General features: G+C 66.6%; 16 protein-coding genes and 1 pseudogene. 6 read left to right on the plus strand and 11 right to left on the minus strand.

The window, feature by feature from the left end:
- The 3 genes from AC3WRR_RS07375 to AC3WRR_RS07385 form a co-directional block, all read right to left on the minus strand.
- Window positions 1-789: a type IV pili methyl-accepting chemotaxis transducer N-terminal domain-containing protein gene (locus tag AC3WRR_RS07375; protein ID WP_492296549.1), complete on the minus strand. Its 789-nt coding sequence runs from the start codon at window positions 787-789 to the stop codon at window positions 1-3.
- Between the two features lie 13 nt (window positions 790-802).
- A complete protein-coding gene (locus tag AC3WRR_RS07380) occupies window positions 803-1,483 on the minus strand; it encodes a methyl-accepting chemotaxis protein (RefSeq protein WP_041687462.1) in 681 nt (226 codons plus the stop codon).
- Window positions 1,484-1,711: 228 nt separating this feature from the next.
- Window positions 1,712-2,068 carry a hypothetical protein gene (locus tag AC3WRR_RS07385; RefSeq protein ID WP_492296551.1) on the minus strand — a complete coding sequence of 119 codons (357 nt, stop codon included), beginning with the start codon at window positions 2,066-2,068 and terminating at the stop codon, window positions 1,712-1,714.
- Window positions 2,069-2,131: 63 nt separating this feature from the next.
- On the opposite strand from AC3WRR_RS07385, the gene AC3WRR_RS07390 reads away from it, so the two are divergent.
- On the plus strand, window positions 2,132-2,467 hold the full coding sequence (locus tag AC3WRR_RS07390) for a hypothetical protein (protein ID WP_492296553.1): 336 nt from the start codon (window positions 2,132-2,134) through the stop codon (window positions 2,465-2,467).
- Window positions 2,468-2,519: 52 nt separating this feature from the next.
- Window positions 2,520-2,957 carry a universal stress protein gene (locus AC3WRR_RS07395; protein ID WP_010813547.1) on the plus strand — a complete coding sequence of 146 codons (438 nt, stop codon included), beginning with the start codon at window positions 2,520-2,522 and terminating at the stop codon, window positions 2,955-2,957.
- Window positions 2,958-3,000: 43 nt separating this feature from the next.
- On the opposite strand, the pseudogene AC3WRR_RS07400 reads toward AC3WRR_RS07395, so the two are convergent.
- Window positions 3,001-3,807, minus strand: a pseudogene (locus tag AC3WRR_RS07400) (YoaK family protein); the annotation flags it as partial.
- Between the two features lie 56 nt (window positions 3,808-3,863).
- Complete coding sequence (locus tag AC3WRR_RS07405; protein ID WP_011615752.1) at window positions 3,864-4,733, minus strand: spermine/spermidine synthase domain-containing protein; 870 nt, start codon at window positions 4,731-4,733, stop codon at window positions 3,864-3,866.
- A 323-nt stretch (window positions 4,734-5,056) separates the two neighbouring features.
- Between AC3WRR_RS07405 and AC3WRR_RS07410 the strand changes: the two genes are divergently transcribed.
- The 3 genes from AC3WRR_RS07410 (at window position 5,057) to AC3WRR_RS07420 (ending at window position 7,947) form a co-directional block, all read left to right on the plus strand.
- Window positions 5,057-6,193, plus strand: a complete 1,137-nt coding sequence (locus AC3WRR_RS07410; RefSeq protein ID WP_010813544.1) for a PLP-dependent cysteine synthase family protein — start codon at window positions 5,057-5,059, stop codon at window positions 6,191-6,193.
- Window positions 6,194-6,267: 74 nt separating this feature from the next.
- Complete coding sequence (locus tag AC3WRR_RS07415; protein ID WP_058696632.1) at window positions 6,268-7,020, plus strand: tetratricopeptide repeat protein; 753 nt, start codon at window positions 6,268-6,270, stop codon at window positions 7,018-7,020.
- Window positions 7,021-7,074: 54 nt separating this feature from the next.
- Window positions 7,075-7,947: a class I SAM-dependent methyltransferase gene (locus tag AC3WRR_RS07420; protein WP_010813542.1), complete on the plus strand. Its 873-nt coding sequence runs from the start codon at window positions 7,075-7,077 to the stop codon at window positions 7,945-7,947.
- Window positions 7,948-7,999: 52 nt separating this feature from the next.
- Here the strand turns inward: AC3WRR_RS07420 and AC3WRR_RS07425 are convergent, their stop codons facing one another.
- Window positions 8,000-9,631 (minus strand): ABC transporter substrate-binding protein, encoded by a 1,632-nt coding sequence (locus AC3WRR_RS07425; RefSeq protein ID WP_011615749.1) that lies wholly within the window; start codon window positions 9,629-9,631, stop codon window positions 8,000-8,002.
- 137 nt (window positions 9,632-9,768) lie between these two features.
- Between AC3WRR_RS07425 and trmB the strand changes: the two genes are divergently transcribed.
- Window positions 9,769-10,455, plus strand: a complete 687-nt coding sequence (gene trmB, locus AC3WRR_RS07430) for a tRNA (guanine(46)-N(7))-methyltransferase TrmB (RefSeq protein WP_492296556.1) — start codon at window positions 9,769-9,771, stop codon at window positions 10,453-10,455.
- Window positions 10,456-10,520: 65 nt separating this feature from the next.
- On the opposite strand, the gene AC3WRR_RS07435 is transcribed toward trmB, so the two are convergent.
- The 5 genes from AC3WRR_RS07435 to AC3WRR_RS07455 form a co-directional block, all read right to left on the minus strand.
- Window positions 10,521-11,723, minus strand: coding sequence for a DUF2863 family protein (locus AC3WRR_RS07435; RefSeq protein ID WP_010813539.1), 1,203 nt, complete (start codon window positions 11,721-11,723; stop codon window positions 10,521-10,523).
- Between the two features lie 106 nt (window positions 11,724-11,829).
- Window positions 11,830-11,985 carry a hypothetical protein gene (locus tag AC3WRR_RS07440; RefSeq protein ID WP_010813538.1) on the minus strand — a complete coding sequence of 52 codons (156 nt, stop codon included), beginning with the start codon at window positions 11,983-11,985 and terminating at the stop codon, window positions 11,830-11,832.
- Window positions 11,986-12,224: 239 nt separating this feature from the next.
- Window positions 12,225-14,930 carry an aconitate hydratase AcnA gene (acnA, locus tag AC3WRR_RS07445; protein ID WP_011615748.1) on the minus strand — a complete coding sequence of 902 codons (2,706 nt, stop codon included), beginning with the start codon at window positions 14,928-14,930 and terminating at the stop codon, window positions 12,225-12,227.
- Between the two features lie 288 nt (window positions 14,931-15,218).
- Complete coding sequence (locus AC3WRR_RS07450; RefSeq protein ID WP_010813536.1) at window positions 15,219-15,776, minus strand: hypothetical protein; 558 nt, start codon at window positions 15,774-15,776, stop codon at window positions 15,219-15,221.
- 165 nt (window positions 15,777-15,941) lie between these two features.
- Window positions 15,942-16,618 (minus strand): citrate/2-methylcitrate synthase (locus AC3WRR_RS07455; protein ID WP_492294628.1); only part of this gene is annotated, 677 nt, incomplete at its 5' end.

Here is a 16,618-nt window from a genome sequence, read left to right on the forward strand (position 1 = left end):
TTACCTGGGCATCCCTTCATACATGCCGGTGACGTCATCCATTACCTGAAGAATACGCTCGCTGGTCGTGGCGATGTTCCTCAACTGTTCCGCGCGACTGACCCCGGTCTGGTTGAGTGCCTCTTCAAAGAACAGCCACTGAGACCCGGCCAGCAGCAGTTCGCGACGGATTGCCTCGGTGTTTTGCGGCGCCGAGGTGAGAAGCTCCTGCGCGGCTGCGAATTCCCTGGTAGCCATGTCCAGATCCTGCGCCATCCGGGGGGAGGTAATGCCCCAGGCGCGGAACATGCTGATCTTGGCGATTCTCTGCGAGAGCATCCGCTGGCGGCCGGCAACGTTGATCAGCTTGCCCGTCGCGGTGCCCGAATGTTTCTCGAGCAGGAGGGTCGCCTGTTGCGCAAGCTTCAGCACGTCCTCGCTCATTCTTGCGATGGTTTTCGCGCTATCGGGATTCGGATCGCCGCCGGACAGCAACTGTCTATAGGGAATCCATGTCTGCTCGAGCCTGGCGTAGGTATCCTTGATCTCCGGCGTGGGTGCGAACGCCGTCAGCTCCATGAGCTGCTTGTCGAAGAGCGCCACGGACTGCTCGAGAATCTTCTTCGAACGTTCGACTTCAACGCCGAGGCCAGCCTGGCAGTAAGCCTTGGCCATGCGCTGAGACAGCATGCGCTGGCGGCCCGCCTTGTTGATCGCCGCGTTGATCGTCAGCGTTTCGGCGCAAGCGGTCCCGGCCAGCGCCAGGACGCTGCAGACAATCAGGCAGAAGGAACTGAGGTAACGTTTCAAGGGCGTCTCCGCGTCAGGCTCTGGTTGGTCCTTTGGGCCCGTCGTTCGAGCCGACGACGTGGCGGATCAGCTGATCCATTTCCTTGATGATGTCCGCAAGCACCTGCGTGATCACCGAGAACTCCCTGCCGTACTCTCCCGCCCGCGCCGCCGAGATGCGTGCATTCATTGCGACGATGTTGGCCTGCATCGAAATACCGCTGAGGCGATCGGCGAGGTCGGTCTGGCGTTTGCGCACAGCGAGCTCGCAACGGTGCATTTCCTCCTGGTAGGCCTGCGTGACAGTCTGCAGCAGCTCAAGTATCGGCGTGGCCTGCGTCACAAGCACATCGAGGAATGACGCTTGCCGGCTGGTGTCGGCCAGTGGTGTGTCTATCGCTGTTCTGACCCGGGCGATGAATTCACGGATGCGAGCGTCAGCGCGCGCACTGCCAAAGTACAGTTGCTGCAAGGCGCCGGAGAATGTGCCGGGGAAGCGCTCACTGCCCGTCACGAGATCCGAATGCGCCGACTCGAACATTGACAGGCACTTGCGTGCGATATCGAGCGCGGCAGTGTCCCCCCGCGAAGCGAGCAGCATCTGGAGGACGATCCGTTGCGACAGCATGCGCTGCCTGCCGGAAAGGTTGATCAATGCGCCGATGGTCTCGGCGGACACTTCGGTCTCGGGTGACTGAGTGGAGAGAGCGTTCATGCCATGCCTTGCAGGTAGTGTCGACGCAGACGCGCACCGCGCTGACCGGCGAAGCAAAAGCGCCCCGAAGCGAGATGCCTGCGAACCGGTTGTCCGGTTCGTGGTCCATTCGCTTCGGGGCATCGTTGCCCGGGACGCTCCTTTTCGGAGCATGTCATCGCGACTTGCCAGCTTGTTTCAAGGCCGCCGTTGGCCTGTGCGACCGCTTCGCAATATCCATGCCATGGCTCACGGAAGTTGCATCAGGCTTCTTTCGGCGACACCTGCCTCGTGCTGCTGCGACGCATCCACGGACGCGGTGCTGAAGTCCACCGGACCCACGCGCGTGCGCAGGTTCAGGGTGATCTCGCCGTGCGCGCGCGTAAATGCGGGCAGGCGCGGGATCAGCCAGTAGCTGCCCAGCGACGCACCTACCGAGAGCGACAGGGCGCCACCTCTGCCCTTGAGGGCCATCACGTTCATGGTGGCCCCCTCCAGCTGCCGCAGCAGCGGTGCAATTTCAGCCAGGTATTCGCGCCCGCATCGGTGAGCGCCATGGCGTCGCGCCGCCCGGTGCCAGGACATGGCCGCGGATCCGATCATCACGGCATGATTTCCTGACAGTGCCTCGCCACGTCCTGCACGCCGGCATCGCCTCGGCGGTGCCCTATGTGGTGGCCTTTGCCTGCCTGCTCGTGGGTGGGCTGGCTGCTCGACAAGGTCGGGCAGGGCCGCGAGCGCGTGTTCATGGCGGTCGGCGCCACCGTCATGGCTGTCTTCATCGCGCTGATGGCCTATGCCGGGCCTGACGCGGCCCGCAGCCAGCCAACGGCTTCGCAAATCGCCCGTACTGAATCCACCCGTGAGCATGTGACGCATGCCGGATTGCCGTGGGCCATGGCGCACCTATACTGGAGTCGAGCGACGAATCATTCGAAACCGGGGGTATCGATCGCTCCTTGTAGTGCGCCTTGCGGGCTTGCACTTTCGGACGCATGGCGATGACGCATCGGAAGTGAGCGCCTTAGCCGGCAACCATGCTGGCAAGGAGGCAATCATGTTCAAGCATCTCCTGCTGGCGGTCGATGGTTCCGACCTGTCTGAATCGGCGTTCCGCAAGGCTCTCACGCTGGCGCGGGACATGGGGGCGAGTGCCACCGCGGTGCGCGTCTGTCCGAACTACCACGTCCTGACCTACCAGGTCGAGATGCTGGAGGACACGCGCGAAACCTACGTGAAGGAGGCCTGGGAAAACGCGACCCGCTACCTGCGCGGACTGGCCGACGAGGCCGTCGCCGCGGGCGTGGCCTGTGACACGGCATACGTCGTCAACGACCATCCCTACGAGGCTATCATCAAGACGGCCGAGGAAAAAGGCTGCGACCTGATCGTGATGGCTTCGCACGGGCGGCGCGGGGTCCAGGGCATGCTGATCGGCAGCGAAACCCTGAAAGTGCTGACCCACAGCAAGATCCCGGTGCTGGTGTACCGCTAGGCGGCGCCTAGCGCCGCCGGCGCGGCGCGCCCGCCTGCACGCATTGCCGCATCCGCGCCGCCAGGCGCGGCAGTGAGCCTGTGCGCCAGCGGCTGCGCAGGTCGTCGCTCAGCGGCACTGCCAGCGCCAGCAGCAGCGCGGCCAGCGGCAGCGTGGCGCTGAAACCCATGTGCTTGAAGCCCAGCGCGCCGGCGATGCCGCCGGCAAAGAACAGCGTGACCAGCACCACCAGCAGGCGCAGCTTGCGCCGGTTGGCGAGCACGCGGGGCAGTGGGCGCGCTTGTGTGCGTGATGGCGTGCGCGCCGGCGCGGCTGCGTTCCAGTAGCACAGCTTGCCCAGCTCGATGCCGATATCGGTGACCATGCCAGTGAGGTGTGTGGTGCGGATCTCGGCGTTCGAAAGCTTGGTGATCATGGCATTCTGCAGCCCCATGATGAAGCACAGCAGCATCACCGTGGCTGGCACGAACAGCCACTGGTGCTGCCCCAGGTTGCCGCCGATCAGGCCAAAGCACAGCAGCAGCCCCGCCTCCAGCGCCAGCGGCAGCGCGTATTCACTGTGCAGCCGTTCGCGTCGTCCCCAGTTGACCAGCACCGCCGAGCACGCGGCGCCGCCGAGAAACGACAGCAGCGCCCCGACCCCATCCAGCACCAGCGCGAAGCTGCCCAGCGCCAGGTTGTCGGCCATGGCCGAGACCACGCCGGACATATGCGAGGTGTATTGCTGCACGGCCAGGAAGCCGCCGGCATTGATGGCGCCGGCGACAAAGCAGAGGTAGCCGGCCAGGTGCCGGTTGGCGTGGGGGCTACGCCGCTTCCCGGTCAGTTTGCGCAGGTACAGGATCGGCATGGCGATGGGGCGGCGTCTGGCGGATTGGGAAGGGCGGCGGCGGACCTGCGTTGCCGCTACAGGGTGTCCCGGGGCCGGGCAAGGGCGTGCCAGGCGTCGGGGTCGGCGGCAACCGCCTCGCCGCGCTTCATGCGGCGGGCAGTCGGTGTCAGCTTCAATGCATGCACGGCTTCCAGCGCCCGTGCGCGTGCCAGCAGCGTCTGCAGCGACGGCAGCCGGGGCGGGCCTTTCCAGGCAAACAAGGTGTAGTTGCAGCTGTCCTCGGCGCGTGCGACCGACATCGAGGCCCCGAACACGGCGCGCACCGCGCCCAGGTAGTGCGGCATGCCGCGGTCACTTGCAAGGAAGTTGGCCACCAGCATGCCGTCGTCGGCCAGCCGCGCGTGGCAGGCCGCGTAGAAGCCGGCGGAGCCAAGCTGCAGCGGCATGCCGTCAGCCAGGAAGCCGTCGACGAGGATGACCTCGGGGCGCGCTTCCCGGCCCCTGACGTACTCGGCGCCATCGGCGCAGACCACCTGCAGGCGGACATCGTCGGGCGGAATGCGGAAGCGCTCGCGCAGTGCGATCACCGCCGGGTCGATCTCGACAGCGACCACCCGCGTGGCGGGCAGGTGCCGGTAGCAATACTTGACCAGCGAGCCTCCGCCGAGCCCGATCACCGAAATCCGTGCCGGCGACGGATGCAACAGCAGGAATCCCATCATGGTGCGCGTGTAGCCCAGCACCAGCCGGTCGGGATCGCGCCGCGACATGAAGCTCTGCGTGGCCAGCACGTCGAAGTGCAGCGACAGGGCGGTCTCGGTCTCCAGCACCACGGGCGTGCCGTCGCGCGGGGCTTCGGCCAGGAAGCGCATATAGGACTCAAAGGATGTGCGGCGGCTACCCGCTGCGACGCCGGGGTCGGCGTCCGGTTTGCGTTCGTTCATGACGGCAGCCTTGCGCAATGCAGGATCCGGGGACCAGCCGGCTGGCTGGGGCGGGCAAGGCGGCGGGTGGCTCGCCCGGGTATCGCGGACATCGGGGACATCTGTTTCAGTCACATATGATATTAATCGTATTATCATATCCCAGCACCCGCGCGGTGGCTGCATCCGGCCGGGAAATGCCATGCCCGGTCCCGCGGTTGTGGTGAAACCGCCCTTTGCGGGCTGTGCCAGCCCGCCTGCCCATCCCGGAAACTGGATTTGCGGCGTGCGCTTCTGGCATCCTGACGGTCTGTCCTGACGTCCGGCCTGCCCGGAACACTGCCATGCCACTTTCCGACTGGACCCACGAAGCCATCCGCAAGATCGATGCGGATTTCAACCGCTCCGCCGACACCCACCTGATCCCGCTGGACCTGCCGGGCTACCCGGACATCCGCGTCTATTTCAAGGACGAGTCCAGCCACCCGACCGGCAGCCTCAAGCACCGGCTGGCGCGGTCGCTGTTCCTGTATGCGCTGTGCAACGGCTGGCTGCACGAGGGCAGCACGGTGGTGGAGGCATCCAGCGGCTCGACCGCGATCTCCGAGGCTTACTTTGCGCGGCTGCTCGGGCTGCCGTTCGTGGCGGTGATCCCGGCGGGGACCTCGCGCGCCAAGATCGAGGCGATCGAGTTCTACGGCGGGCACTGCCACCTGGTGGGCAGCCCGTCCGGGATCTACGCCGCCTCGCGCCGCATTGCGCAGGAGACGGGCGGGCATTTCATGGACCAGTTCACCTACGCCGAGCGCGCCACCGACTGGCGCGCCAACAACAATATCGCCGAGTCGATCTTCAAGCAGATGGCGCACGAAGAGCATGCGGTGCCGGCCTGGCTGGTATCGAGCGGCGGCACCGGCGGCACCATCGCCACGCTGGGGCGCTATGTGGCCTATCGGCGCCACAAGACCCGCGTGCTGTGCGCGGACCCGGAGAACTCGGTGTTCTTTGACTACTTCCGCAGCTGCCTGGACGGCAAGCCGCAGCCGGACCTGTCCCTGGCGGAGGGCTCGCGCATTGAAGGCATCGGCCGGCCGCGCGTGGAGCATTCGTTTATCCCGACCTGTATCGACGCCATGCTTAAGGTGCCGGACGCGCTCTCGTTCGCGGCCATGCGCTACCTCGCCGGGCGCTTCGGGCGCCGCGTGGGCGGGTCCACCGGCACCAATTTCGTCGGCGTGCTGTACCTGGCCCAGCAGATGCGCGCGGCGGGGGAGGGCGGCGCCATCGTCAGCCTGCTGTGCGACAGCGGCGAGCGCTACGGCAACACCTATTACGACGATGCCTGGTACAGCGCGCAGGGCATTGCCATCGAGGCGGCCGATGCGCTGGTGGCGCGCGCGGTCAATGGCGAGGCCGTGCTGACGCCGCAGGCGGTGGCGGGGCTGCAGTCGGCCGGCGCCGGCATCCCGGCGGGCGGCTGAAACCCGAGGCCCCGCCTTTCTGTCACAATGCCGGCGGCTGGCGCGCCGGCCATTGATTTCAAGGTAAATTCCCTATGCGTATCTTCGGCATCAGCATCCATATCATCGTTGCACTGTTCTTTGCGGTGCACGCGGTGCGCACACACCAGAACATGTACTGGCTGCTGATCCTGTTCCTGTTCCCGGGGCTGGGCAGCGTGGTGTATTTCTTCGCGATCTACCTGCCCGAGCTGCGCCAGTCGCGCGGCGCGCGTGCGGCCACGCGTGCCATCACGCAACTGGTCGATCCGAACCGCGCGGTGCGCGAGGCTCGCTCAGACTTTGACCGCGCCCCGACGGTGGCGCACCGCATGCGCCTGGGCGCCGCGCTGCTGGCGGCCGGGGAGCCGTCGGAAGCCCTGCAGCACTACCAGGCAGCGGCCAGCGGACCGTTTGCGACCGATCCGGCGCTGCTACAAGGACTGGCACAGGCGCAGTTCGCCACCGGCGATGCGGCCGGCGCGCTGGCAACGCTGGAAAAGCTGTTCGCCACCAATCCGCAGTCGCGCCAGCAGCCCGATCCGGCCTTGCTGTATGCACGCGCGCTGGCGGCCACCGACGCATCCGGCACGCGCGCCGCGTTCGAGCAGGCGCTGACCAGCGCCAGCGATGCCGCGCCGCGCTGCCTTTTCGCCGACTGGCTGGCGGCGCAGCCCGACGCCGCCGACCGCGAACGCGCGCAGCAGCTCTATGCCGATATCGTCCACGACGCCCGCCACTGGCCGCGCCACGCCCGCGAACACAACCGCGAATGGCTGCAGCGCGCGCAGGCGGCGCTGGGCAAGTAATCCGCGTTTCCCCCATCCATGCTGGAACGGGTGCTGAACGCCTTTCTCGACAACATGACCCTACTGAAACGCAAATCGATTGAAGCCGTGGCCTCGCGCCGTCCGGCACGTGGCACCCGCACCCGTGGCGAGGCGCCGGCACGCGAAGAAAAACGCATGACGCCGCGCTTTGCGCCGGTGACCTTCTCGGAAATGGAAGGAGTGCGCTACCTGCACTTCGGCACCGAGTGGGTGCAGGGCGCGATGCGCCTGCGCAAGCCCGATGCGATCGAGCTGGAATACGCGCAGCAGATGATGGCCTGGCTGCTGTTCCTGTCGCCCTCGGTCGAAGAATTCCACGTGGTGCAACTGGGCCTGGGCGCAGCGGCGCTGACCAAGTTCTGCCACCGCCAGTTCAGCCGCGCGCGCGTGACCGCGGTGGAGCTGAACCCCGCGGTGATCATCGCCGGGCGCAGCATGTTCGGCCTGCGCGAGGACGACGCGCGCCTGACCGTGCGCGAGCAGGATGCCTGGGACTACGTGATGGACGGCACCCACGCCGGCGCCATCGACGTGCTGCAGGTGGACCTGTACGACGCCACCGCGCGCGGCCCGGTGCTGGACACCACCGCGTTCTACCGCGCCTGCCGCCGCACGCTGAAGGCACCCGGGGTGATGACCATCAACCTGTTCGGCGACCACGACAGCTTTCCGAAGAATATCGAACGCATCTGCGATGCCTTCGACAACCGCGTGCTGGTGTTCCCGGAAGTGCATGACGGCAACGTCATTGCGCTGGCATTCAATGGGCCGGAGATCGATGTGTCGTGGGAAGTGATCGAGGCGCGCGCCGATGTGGTCGAGAAGACTACCGGCCTGCCTGCGCGCGACTGGGTGCAGAAGCTGCGCGCGGCGAATGCGCGGCAGGAAGAGCGGTTGAAGATCTGAGGAACGGCCGCTCTCCCGCTGCGCGGGAGAGCGGCAGCAGGCAGTCCCGCCCTCACTCCTTGTGGAAGAACTGCGCCAGCGACCACTCGTCGGTGCGCGCCTCGTACTTCAGTCCCTTCTTCATCGCCCACATCGCCAGCTGGCTGTGCGACGGAATGATCGCGTGGTCGGCCAGCGCAAACTTGGCCGCGATGCGGGCATTCTCCTCACGCGCCTTGTCGCTGCTGACGGTAGTCAGCGATTTCTCGATCAGCTGGTCCAGCTGCTGGTTGCTGTACTTGCCCCAGTTCCAGGTGCCGTAACCGGTCTTGGGGTTGGGCGTGCCAGTGATCGAGCGCAAGGCCACGTCGGCCGCGGCCGAGCCCCAGCCCAGCATCTGGAAGGCGAACTCGCCCTGGCGTGCGCGCGTGAAGTAGGCCGCCACCGGCAACGTCTCCACCTTGGTCTGGATGCCGATGCGCGTCAGCATGCTGGCGGTGGCCTGCGCCACTGCGGCGTCGTTCAGGTAGCGGTTGTTGGTGGCGTGCAGCGTCAGGCCGAAGCCGTCGGGGTAGCCCGCGTCGGCCAGCAGTTTCTTCGCGCCTTCCGGATCATAGGCCTCCGGCTTGGTGCCCGGATGCCCGAAGATCTGCGGCGACACGATCGACGATGCCGGCACCGCCAGCCCTTCCATGATGCGGCTGATGATGGCGTCGCGGTTCAGCGACTTGCTGATTGCGGCGCGCACGCGCGCATCCTTGAACGGGTTCTTGCCCAGCGGCTTGCCGGCCTTGTCGGTGACGAAGGGCGGGTTGTCGCGCGACTGGTCCATCTGCCAGAAGATGGTGCGCCACGACACCTGCTGCTCGATCTTGAACTTCGGATTCTGCTTCAGCTTGGCGACGTCGGCCGACGGTACGCTCTCGATCACGTCGACATCGCCCGCCAGCAGCGCGGACGAACGCGCGCCGTTGTCGGTGATGATGCGGAAGATGGCGCGGTCCCACTCGGGCTTGGGGCCCCAGTAGTTGGGGTTGCGCTCCATCACGATTTCCTGCCCGCGCGCAAAGCGCACGAACTTGAACGGGCCGGTGCCGATCATCGCCTTGCCCGAGTCGAAGTCCGCCTGCGTCAGCGTGGCGGCGACCTTCTTCGGCATGATCGGCACGCTGTTCAGGTCGTTGGCCAGGTTGGCGTAATTGGGCACGCTCATGGTCAGGCGCACCGTCAGCGGGTCGGGCGTGTCGATGCGCGCGATCGGCTTGGTGTAGCTGGTGAACGAGCCGGGGCTGTTGACCAGCTTCTCCGGGCGCTCCAGCGAGGCCTTGACGTCCTCGCTGGTAAAGGGCGAGCCGTCATGCCACTTCACGTTGGGGCGCAGCTTGATCTCCCAGGTGATGGCGTTGACCGGCTTCCACGACAACGCCAGGCCGGGGATGTAGCGCGCGTTCTTGTCCATGAACACGAGCGACTCGAACACATGCAGCGCGATGGCGTTGTTGGGGCCCGAGTTGTTCCAGTGCGGGTCCATCGAGGTCACGTCGGCCGCCAGGCCGATGCGCAGGTCTTCGGCGTGGGCGGCACCCGCCGGCAGCAGCGTGAAGGCGGCACTGCCAAGCACCAGCGCGGTGGCGGCATGGAGCACGGCGCGACGGGCAGGGCGGCGGGGCGGACGTTGCGGCGGCAGGGCGTGGGTCGGTGTCATCTGGCTGGCTCCTCGTACGGGTCCGCGCGGGCGCGGCCGGGTTCTCAGGCGGGTTTGTCCCGCATTGTGCCGCTAAAGTGGCTTGGTTGCAGCCTTTGGCGCGGGCAGGCAAGCCGATGCGGGACGGCGCCGTTAGAATGGCGCCCATGTTTGCCAATTCCCGCACCATTGTCTCGGCCCAGGCCGATGTCCACGAACACCTGGCCGCGCGCGTCGCGCGCCACCTGGCCGAGCCGTTCCGCAAGCCCATCGGCGAAGCCAGCCGGCGCGAGCTCGGCGCGGCGCTGCAAAGCTGGCAGCAGGCCGGCGGCGCGCCGCTGATCCTGGATGCGGGCTGCGGCGTGGGCGAAAGCACGCTGCGGCTGGCCACAGCGTTCCCGGACCACTTCGTGATCGGCATCGACCAGTCCGAGAAGCGCCTGGCCGCCGGCAAGGACTGGTGGGGCGAGGCGCCGATGCCAGCCAACTTCTGCTGGGCGCGGGCCGACCTGGTCGATGTGTGGCGCCTGCTGCAGGCCGAGGCCGTGCCGGTGGCGCGCCACTACGTGCTGTACCCGAACCCGTGGCCCAAGATCGGCCACCTGGGGCGGCGCTGGCAGGGGCATGCGGTGTTCCCGGCGCTGGCCGCCTGCGGCGACTATCTGGAGTGCCGCAGCAACTGGCGCATCTATATCGATGAGTTTGCCCAGGCGCTAGCACTGGTCGGGCGCCCGGCGCGGGTAGAGGCGTGGTCCCCGGCGCAACCGATGACGCCGTTCGAGCGCAAGTACGGGGCATCGGGCCACGGCTTGTGGCGCTGCGTCAGCGAGCGCCAGCGCGCCTGAGCGGCTCGCCAATGAAAACGGCCCGCGCATGCGGGCCGTCTTTTTGCCAGGCGCAGCCGGGCGCGTCAGTGGAACAGCGGCTGCTGCGTCGGGGCGTCCTCGGGCAGTTCGGCATGCACGATCTCGCCGTTGCGGTCCGCGTACAGCGGCGTGCCGCAGTCCTCGCAGTATTCCGGATCGAACAGCGCGGCGTGGCGGAAGATGTCTTCTACGCCGGCGTTGCGCAGTTCCTCGCAGATCTGCTCGAGCGGGTTGCCCTTTTCGTCGGCATCGACCTCGCCGGCTTCGCGGCCGTAGACCGGCCACACGATGCCGTAGATCACATCCTTCTCGCCGCGCATGGTGAAGCCCACGCGGTATTCCTCGACCACTTCCTCGCCGAAGGCAGCCACCACGGCGGCCAGCTGGCCGGCGGAGATGTCGAGCGTGCCGCACAGGTAGTTGACCGCGGCGCGCACGGTCAGCGGGCGGATGCTCTTGTCGGACTCGCGGCAGGACAGGAAGAATGCGTCGGGCAGCAGCAGCTCGAACTCGCAGCCCGGCAGCAGCAGCGCCACCGACGGCTGCACCTGGGTGCGCCACTGGTCGAGGCAGGTCGAGCGCTCGGCGTGGTGCTCCTTGGCGTCTTCCTGCCAGCGGAACAGCGCCTGCTCGTGCGGAGCCACCACCACGGCCAGCAGGTAGCGCGGATCGGCCAGGATCGGCGCGGTCTCGGGCAGGTCGCGCAAGTCGACCTTGGGTACCGTGCCGGCCAGGGCGGCCGCGGACAGCTTGTGCGTCAGCGCAAAGGTGTCGCTGTGCGTGCGCGGCAGCTGGTCGATGCTGTATAGGTAGGGCGACAGCGAGACCTTGGTCCCGGTGGCCAGCACATGTGCCTGCAAGTGCACCGCCAACGTTTGCGCCAGCTCCGGCTTGAGCGAGCCGGAGGGAATGGCGTAGCGCGTGTGCGCCAGGATCGGGGCGGCGATCAGCAGCGCGTCATGGCGCTGGCCGTCGACCTCGATGGTGGCGGATTCGGCGAGCGTCTCGGCCTGCTCGGCCAGCACGTCGGAGGCGTCTGCATTGTGCTTGAACAGGTGTTCCAGCGCCGCGTCGAGCGCGGTCTGGCTCCCGTTCTTCAGCAGGCGGCCCAGGCGCTGCGAGAGCCGCCGTTCCCAGTACGCGTCCTCCATGCGGCTGCCCGAAGCGTCGAGGGCGAGCGCATCGGCCACCAGACGCTCGGCGTCAGGGGAGAGTCGTGGGGAAGCCTTGGGGCGAAAACCTGCCATAGAAAGAAACCGTCCGTTTATGCGTAAAACGGTATTCTACTCGTTGCGTTGACACGCAGGCCGCTATATGCGTGCAGCGTGTGCGGACGCGCCCGGGCGTGTGGCTTTATTTCTGGGCCGGAGCGGAGGCGGCAGGGGCCGCGGGCGCGTGGCTTTCGACGCTGTGCGACTCGCCGGACATGGAAACGTCGCTGCCGCCCTTGGTCAGCAGGTAGAGGGCCGCGCCGGCAACCACGACGAATGCGATAAGGATCTTAACCATGGTGTCTCCTGATTCTGGATGATGCCGGGCGGACCCGGCTTCCGGTCGTGCGACCGCTGTTCTTGTGCAACACAGTGTGGCAGCACTGGCTTGCGTGGAACTTACACGCGCCCGGCTTCGTTCGGGGTGATGCAAGGGGCGCAGGACCTCAATGAAAAACGCCGCCTGCCCCGGCCCCGCCAACGGGGCCCGGGCAGGCGGCGTCAGCCTTGGCAGGCTGCGGGCGCCTCAGGTGGATCTCAGGCGGCCAGCAGCTGGCGCAGCACGAACGGCAGGATGCCGCCGTGGTTGTAGTAGTCGACCTCGATCGGCGTATCGATGCGCAACAGCACCGGCACGCGCTGCACGTCGCCATTGGCGCGATGGATCACCAGCACCACGTCCTGCTGCGGCTTCAGGTCGCCCTCGATGCCTTCGATATCGAAGGTCTCGTTGCCGGTGATGCCCAGCGTCTGCGCACTGTCGTTGCCCTTGAACTGCAGCGGCAGCACGCCCATGCCGACCAGGTTGGAGCGGTGGATGCGCTCGAAGCTGCGTGCCACCACGGCCTTCACGCCCAGCAGCTGCGTGCCCTTGGCGGCCCAGTCGCGCGACGAGCCGGTGCCGTACTCTTCGCCGCCGAACACCACCGTGGGCGTGCCCTCGGCCACGTACTTCATGGCGGCATCGTAGATCGACATTTCGTCACCGGTGGGCTGGTGCAGCGTGATGCCGCCTTCCACGCGCGAGCCGTCGGCCTTGGGCGGGATCATCAGGTTCTTGATGCGCACGTTGGCGAAGGTGCCGCGCATCATGACTTCATGGTTGCCGCGGCGCGAACCGTAGCTGTTGAAGTCGGCCTTCAGCACGCCGTGCGACAGCAGGTACTTGCCCGCGGGCGAGGTGTCCTTGATCGATCCGGCCGGTGAGATGTGGTCGGTCGTCACCGAATCGCCGAAGATGCCCAGCGCACGCGCGCCGCGCACGCTGGCGCTGGTGGCGGCGGGCTGCATGCTGAAGTCCTGGAAGAAGGGCGGCTCGGCGATGTACGTCGACTTGGGCCAGTCGTAGACCTGGCCCTTGGTGCCCTTGATGCCGGCCCACAGCTTGCTCGGCTTCTTGACCTGTTCGTAGTTGCCCTTGAAGGTCTTGGCATCCATCGCGTACTTCATCAGTGCGTGGATTTCTTCCGAGGTCGGCCAGATATCGCCCAGGTAGATGTCGCGGCCCTTCTTGCCCTTGCCCACGGGCTCGGTCATCAGGTCGCGCGTGACATTGCCGGCGATGGCGTAGGCCACCACCAGCGGCGGCGAGGCCAGGAAGTTGGCACGGATGTTCGGGTGGATGCGGGCCTCGAAATTGCGGTTGCCCGACAGCACGGCAGCGGCCACGAGGTCGTTCCTGGTGATGGCCTCGTTCAGCTCGGGCGTCAGGTCGCCGGCGTTGCCGATGCAGGTGGTGCAGCCATAGGCGGTCACGCCGAAGCCCAGCTTTTCCAGGTAGGGCAGCAGGCCGGCGGCCGTCAGGTATTCAGTCACCACGCGGCTGCCCGGGGCCAGCGAGGTCTTGATGTGCGGCGCCACCGTCAGGCCGGCTTCCACCGCCTTCTTGGCCAGCAGGCCGGCGCCCAGCAGCACGCTCGGGTTGGAGGTGTTGGTGCAGGACGTGATCGCGGCGATCAGCACGTCGCCGTTCTTCACCTCGAGGCCGTCGGTGGTGGTGTAGGCGCGGTCCAGGTCGGCCGCCTCCTTGTTGAAGCCGTTCTCGGCCACCGGCTTGCTGAACAGCGAGGCGAAGGTGCTCTTGACGTTGCCGATCTCGATGCGGTCCTGCGGACGCTTCGGGCCCGCCAGCGACGGCGCCACCGTGCCCAGGTCCAGCGTCACCACCTTGCTGTAGTCGATCTCGCCGGCCCTGGGAATGCCGAACATCTTCTGTGCGCGGAAATAGCCCTCGAACGCGGCGATTTCCTCTTCGGTGCGGCCGGTGCCCTTGAAGTAGTCGATGGTCTTCTCGTCCACCGGGAAGAAGCCCATGGTGGCGCCGTATTCCGGCGCCATGTTGCCGATGGTGGCGCGGTCGGGCAGAGCCAGGCTGGCGGTGCCTTCGCCGAAGAACTCGACGAACTTGCCGACGACCTTCTCCTTGCGCAGCATCTCGGTGATGGTCAGCACCAGGTCGGTCGCGGTGACGCCTTCGCGCAGGCGGCCCTTCAGCTCCACGCCAACCACGTCCGGCGTCAGGAAATAGACCGGCTGGCCCAGCATGCCGGCCTCGGCCTCGATGCCGCCGACGCCCCAGCCCACCACGCCGATGCCGTTGATCATGGTGGTGTGCGAGTCAGTGCCGACCAGGGTGTCCGGGTAGTAGACGCCGTCTTTCTTGTGCACGCCGCGGGCCAGGTATTCCAGGTTGACCTGGTGCACGATGCCGAAGCCCGGCTGCACCACGCCGAAGGTATCGAACGCCTGCATGCCCCACTTCATGAACTGGTAGCGCTCGTTGTTGCGCTGGAATTCCAGCTGCATGTTCAGGTCCAGCGCCTTCTTTTCGCGGAAATGGTCGACCTGCACCGAGTGGTCGACCACCAGGTCCACCGGCACCAGCGGCTCGATCTTCTTGGGGTTCTTGCCCATCTTCTCGGCGACGTTGCGCATCGCGGCGAGGTCGGCCAGCAGCGGCACGCCGGTAAAGTCCTGCAAGACCACACGGGCCACCACGAAGGGAATTTCGTCGACGCGCTCGGCGTTCGGCTTCCAGTTGGCAAGTTGCCTGACGTGCTCTTCGGTGACCTTCTTGCCGTCGCAGTTGCGCAGCACCGATTCCAACACCACGCGGATCGACACCGGCAGTCGCCCGACTGCCACGTCCAGCTCCTCGCCCAACTGGGGCAGGGAGTAATACTGGCCCTTGCCGGAAGAGCCGATCTTGAATTCTTTTAGCGTGTTCTTGAGGTTGTGGGGCATTGCCGTACTCCGATCGAAGGATGATGCGATGGCATTTGGCTCGGACCTGAATCGAGACCCCGGTGCGCTGCCGCGGCATTTGACCGCGGTCCGAGGCCGGCAGCGCACTGCAACTGCATACTCTAACCGCCGCGCGGCTTTGGCGCCACCCGGCTCGGCAACCCGCCGGCCGCGACGGCGCCGGCCCGACAGCATGCCCACCCGGGATTGGCCGTCCGGCAAGGCAAAAAAGGGCGCTGGCGGCCGGAATTCAGCGGCCCCCCCCCCCCCCCCCGCCCCGGTACGGACTTACTGCTTGGGTGCTGCGGATTGCTGGGCGCCTTCCGGCACCTGCGTCGGGCCGCCCGGGGGCGTGACCAGCAGCGGGGTGGTGGCCGGGGCGCGCAGGCCGCCGGCCTGGGTAGGGGCCGCGGCGCCGGCCTGCATGGCGGCGCTCTGGCAGTCGTCGGCCAGGCGCTGGCCCAGGTTCTTGTTGAACAGCATGGCCTTGCTCGGGATCACCACCAGGTCCAGGCCGGTGCGGGCGTCATAGTAGCGGTCGGCGCCGGTCACCGTGGCCTGGCGCGGCAGCTTGTAGTCCTTGCCTTGCCAGTGCACGGTCAGGACTTCGTCGCGCAGCATGTCGCCGGCGATATACAGGTTGTTGCCCAGTTCACACTGCCATTTTTCGCCGTTCGGGGTGACCGCGGCAGCAGCGCCGGCCGCTGCGGCGGTTCCGGCGGCCGCCTTCTTCTTGGTCGAAGCCTTCTTGCTGGTGGTCTTCTTGGCGGGTTCCTGCGCCATCACGGCGGTGGCGGTGGTCAGGCTGAATGCGCCGATGCAGGCGGCAAGGACAAGATGTTTCATATTGTGAGTGCCTTTCGGATACTGAAATCGATTTATGTTTCATTCGCCGCCGTCAAACCGGGCGGCGCCGGGACAATTTCCGCCGCTATTCTCTACGATTTGCCCAGAGCGGCGTAGTGCTCTGGTCTTTGGTTACATTATCGACGGGGGCTAGTTGGCCCCGCTTCACTTGCGCTTGCCGATCGGCACGAACTTCAGGTTCTCCGGACCGGTGTAGTTGGCGCTCGGGCGGATGATCTTGTTGTCGATGCGCTGCTCGATAATGTGCGCGGCCCAGCCCGAAGTACGCGCGATCACGAACAGCGGCGTGAACATCGCCGTCGGCACGCCCATCATGTGGTAGCTCACCGCGCTGAACCAGTCCAGGTTCGGGAACATCTTCTTGATGTCCCACATCACCGTTTCCAGGCGCTCGGCGATGTCAAACATCTTCATCGAGCCGGCATCCTTAGACAGCTTCTTCGCCACTTCCTTGATCACCTGGTTGCGCGGGTCGCCGGTGGTGTACACCGGGTGGCCGAAGCCGATCACGACTTCCTTGTTCTCGACGCGGCGCGTGATGTCGGCCTGGGCCTCGTCGGGGTTGTCGTAGCGCTTCTGGATCTCGAACGCGACTTCATTGGCGCCGCCGTGCTTGGGGCCGCGCAGTGCGCCGATGGCGCCGCTGATCGACGAATACATGTCCGAGCCCGTGCCGGCGATCACGCGGGCGGTGAAGGTCGAGGCGTTGAACTCGTGCTCGGCGTACAGGTTGAGCGAGGTGTTCATGGCGCGCTCCCACAGCGCCGACGGCTTCTCGCCGTGCAGCAGGTGCAGGAAGTGGCCGCCGATGGAGTCATCGT

The sequence above is a fragment of the Cupriavidus sp. FW305-3-2-15-C-LB2 genome (assembly GCF_058787575.1).

Coding starts and splice junctions, on each gene's coding strand:
- AC3WRR_RS07380 (WP_041687462.1), bottom strand. CDS start 1,483: ATGAACGCTCTCTCCACTCAGTCACCCGAGACCGAAGTGTCCGCCGAG.
- AC3WRR_RS07390 (WP_492296553.1), top strand. CDS start 2,132: ATGTGGTGGCCTTTGCCTGCCTGCTCGTGGGTGGGCTGGCTGCTCGAC.
- AC3WRR_RS07395 (WP_010813547.1), top strand. CDS start 2,520: ATGTTCAAGCATCTCCTGCTGGCGGTCGATGGTTCCGACCTGTCTGAA.
- AC3WRR_RS07405 (WP_011615752.1), bottom strand. CDS start 4,733: ATGAACGAACGCAAACCGGACGCCGACCCCGGCGTCGCAGCGGGTAGC.
- AC3WRR_RS07410 (WP_010813544.1), top strand. CDS start 5,057: ATGCCACTTTCCGACTGGACCCACGAAGCCATCCGCAAGATCGATGCG.
- AC3WRR_RS07415 (WP_058696632.1), top strand. CDS start 6,268: ATGCGTATCTTCGGCATCAGCATCCATATCATCGTTGCACTGTTCTTT.
- AC3WRR_RS07420 (WP_010813542.1), top strand. CDS start 7,075: ATGACCCTACTGAAACGCAAATCGATTGAAGCCGTGGCCTCGCGCCGT.
- AC3WRR_RS07425 (WP_011615749.1), bottom strand. CDS start 9,631: ATGACACCGACCCACGCCCTGCCGCCGCAACGTCCGCCCCGCCGCCCT.
- trmB (WP_492296556.1), top strand. CDS start 9,769: ATGGCGCCCATGTTTGCCAATTCCCGCACCATTGTCTCGGCCCAGGCC.
- AC3WRR_RS07435 (WP_010813539.1), bottom strand. CDS start 11,723: ATGGCAGGTTTTCGCCCCAAGGCTTCCCCACGACTCTCCCCTGACGCC.
- AC3WRR_RS07440 (WP_010813538.1), bottom strand. CDS start 11,985: ATGGTTAAGATCCTTATCGCATTCGTCGTGGTTGCCGGCGCGGCCCTC.
- acnA (WP_011615748.1), bottom strand. CDS start 14,930: ATGCCCCACAACCTCAAGAACACGCTAAAAGAATTCAAGATCGGCTCT.
- AC3WRR_RS07450 (WP_010813536.1), bottom strand. CDS start 15,776: ATGAAACATCTTGTCCTTGCCGCCTGCATCGGCGCATTCAGCCTGACC.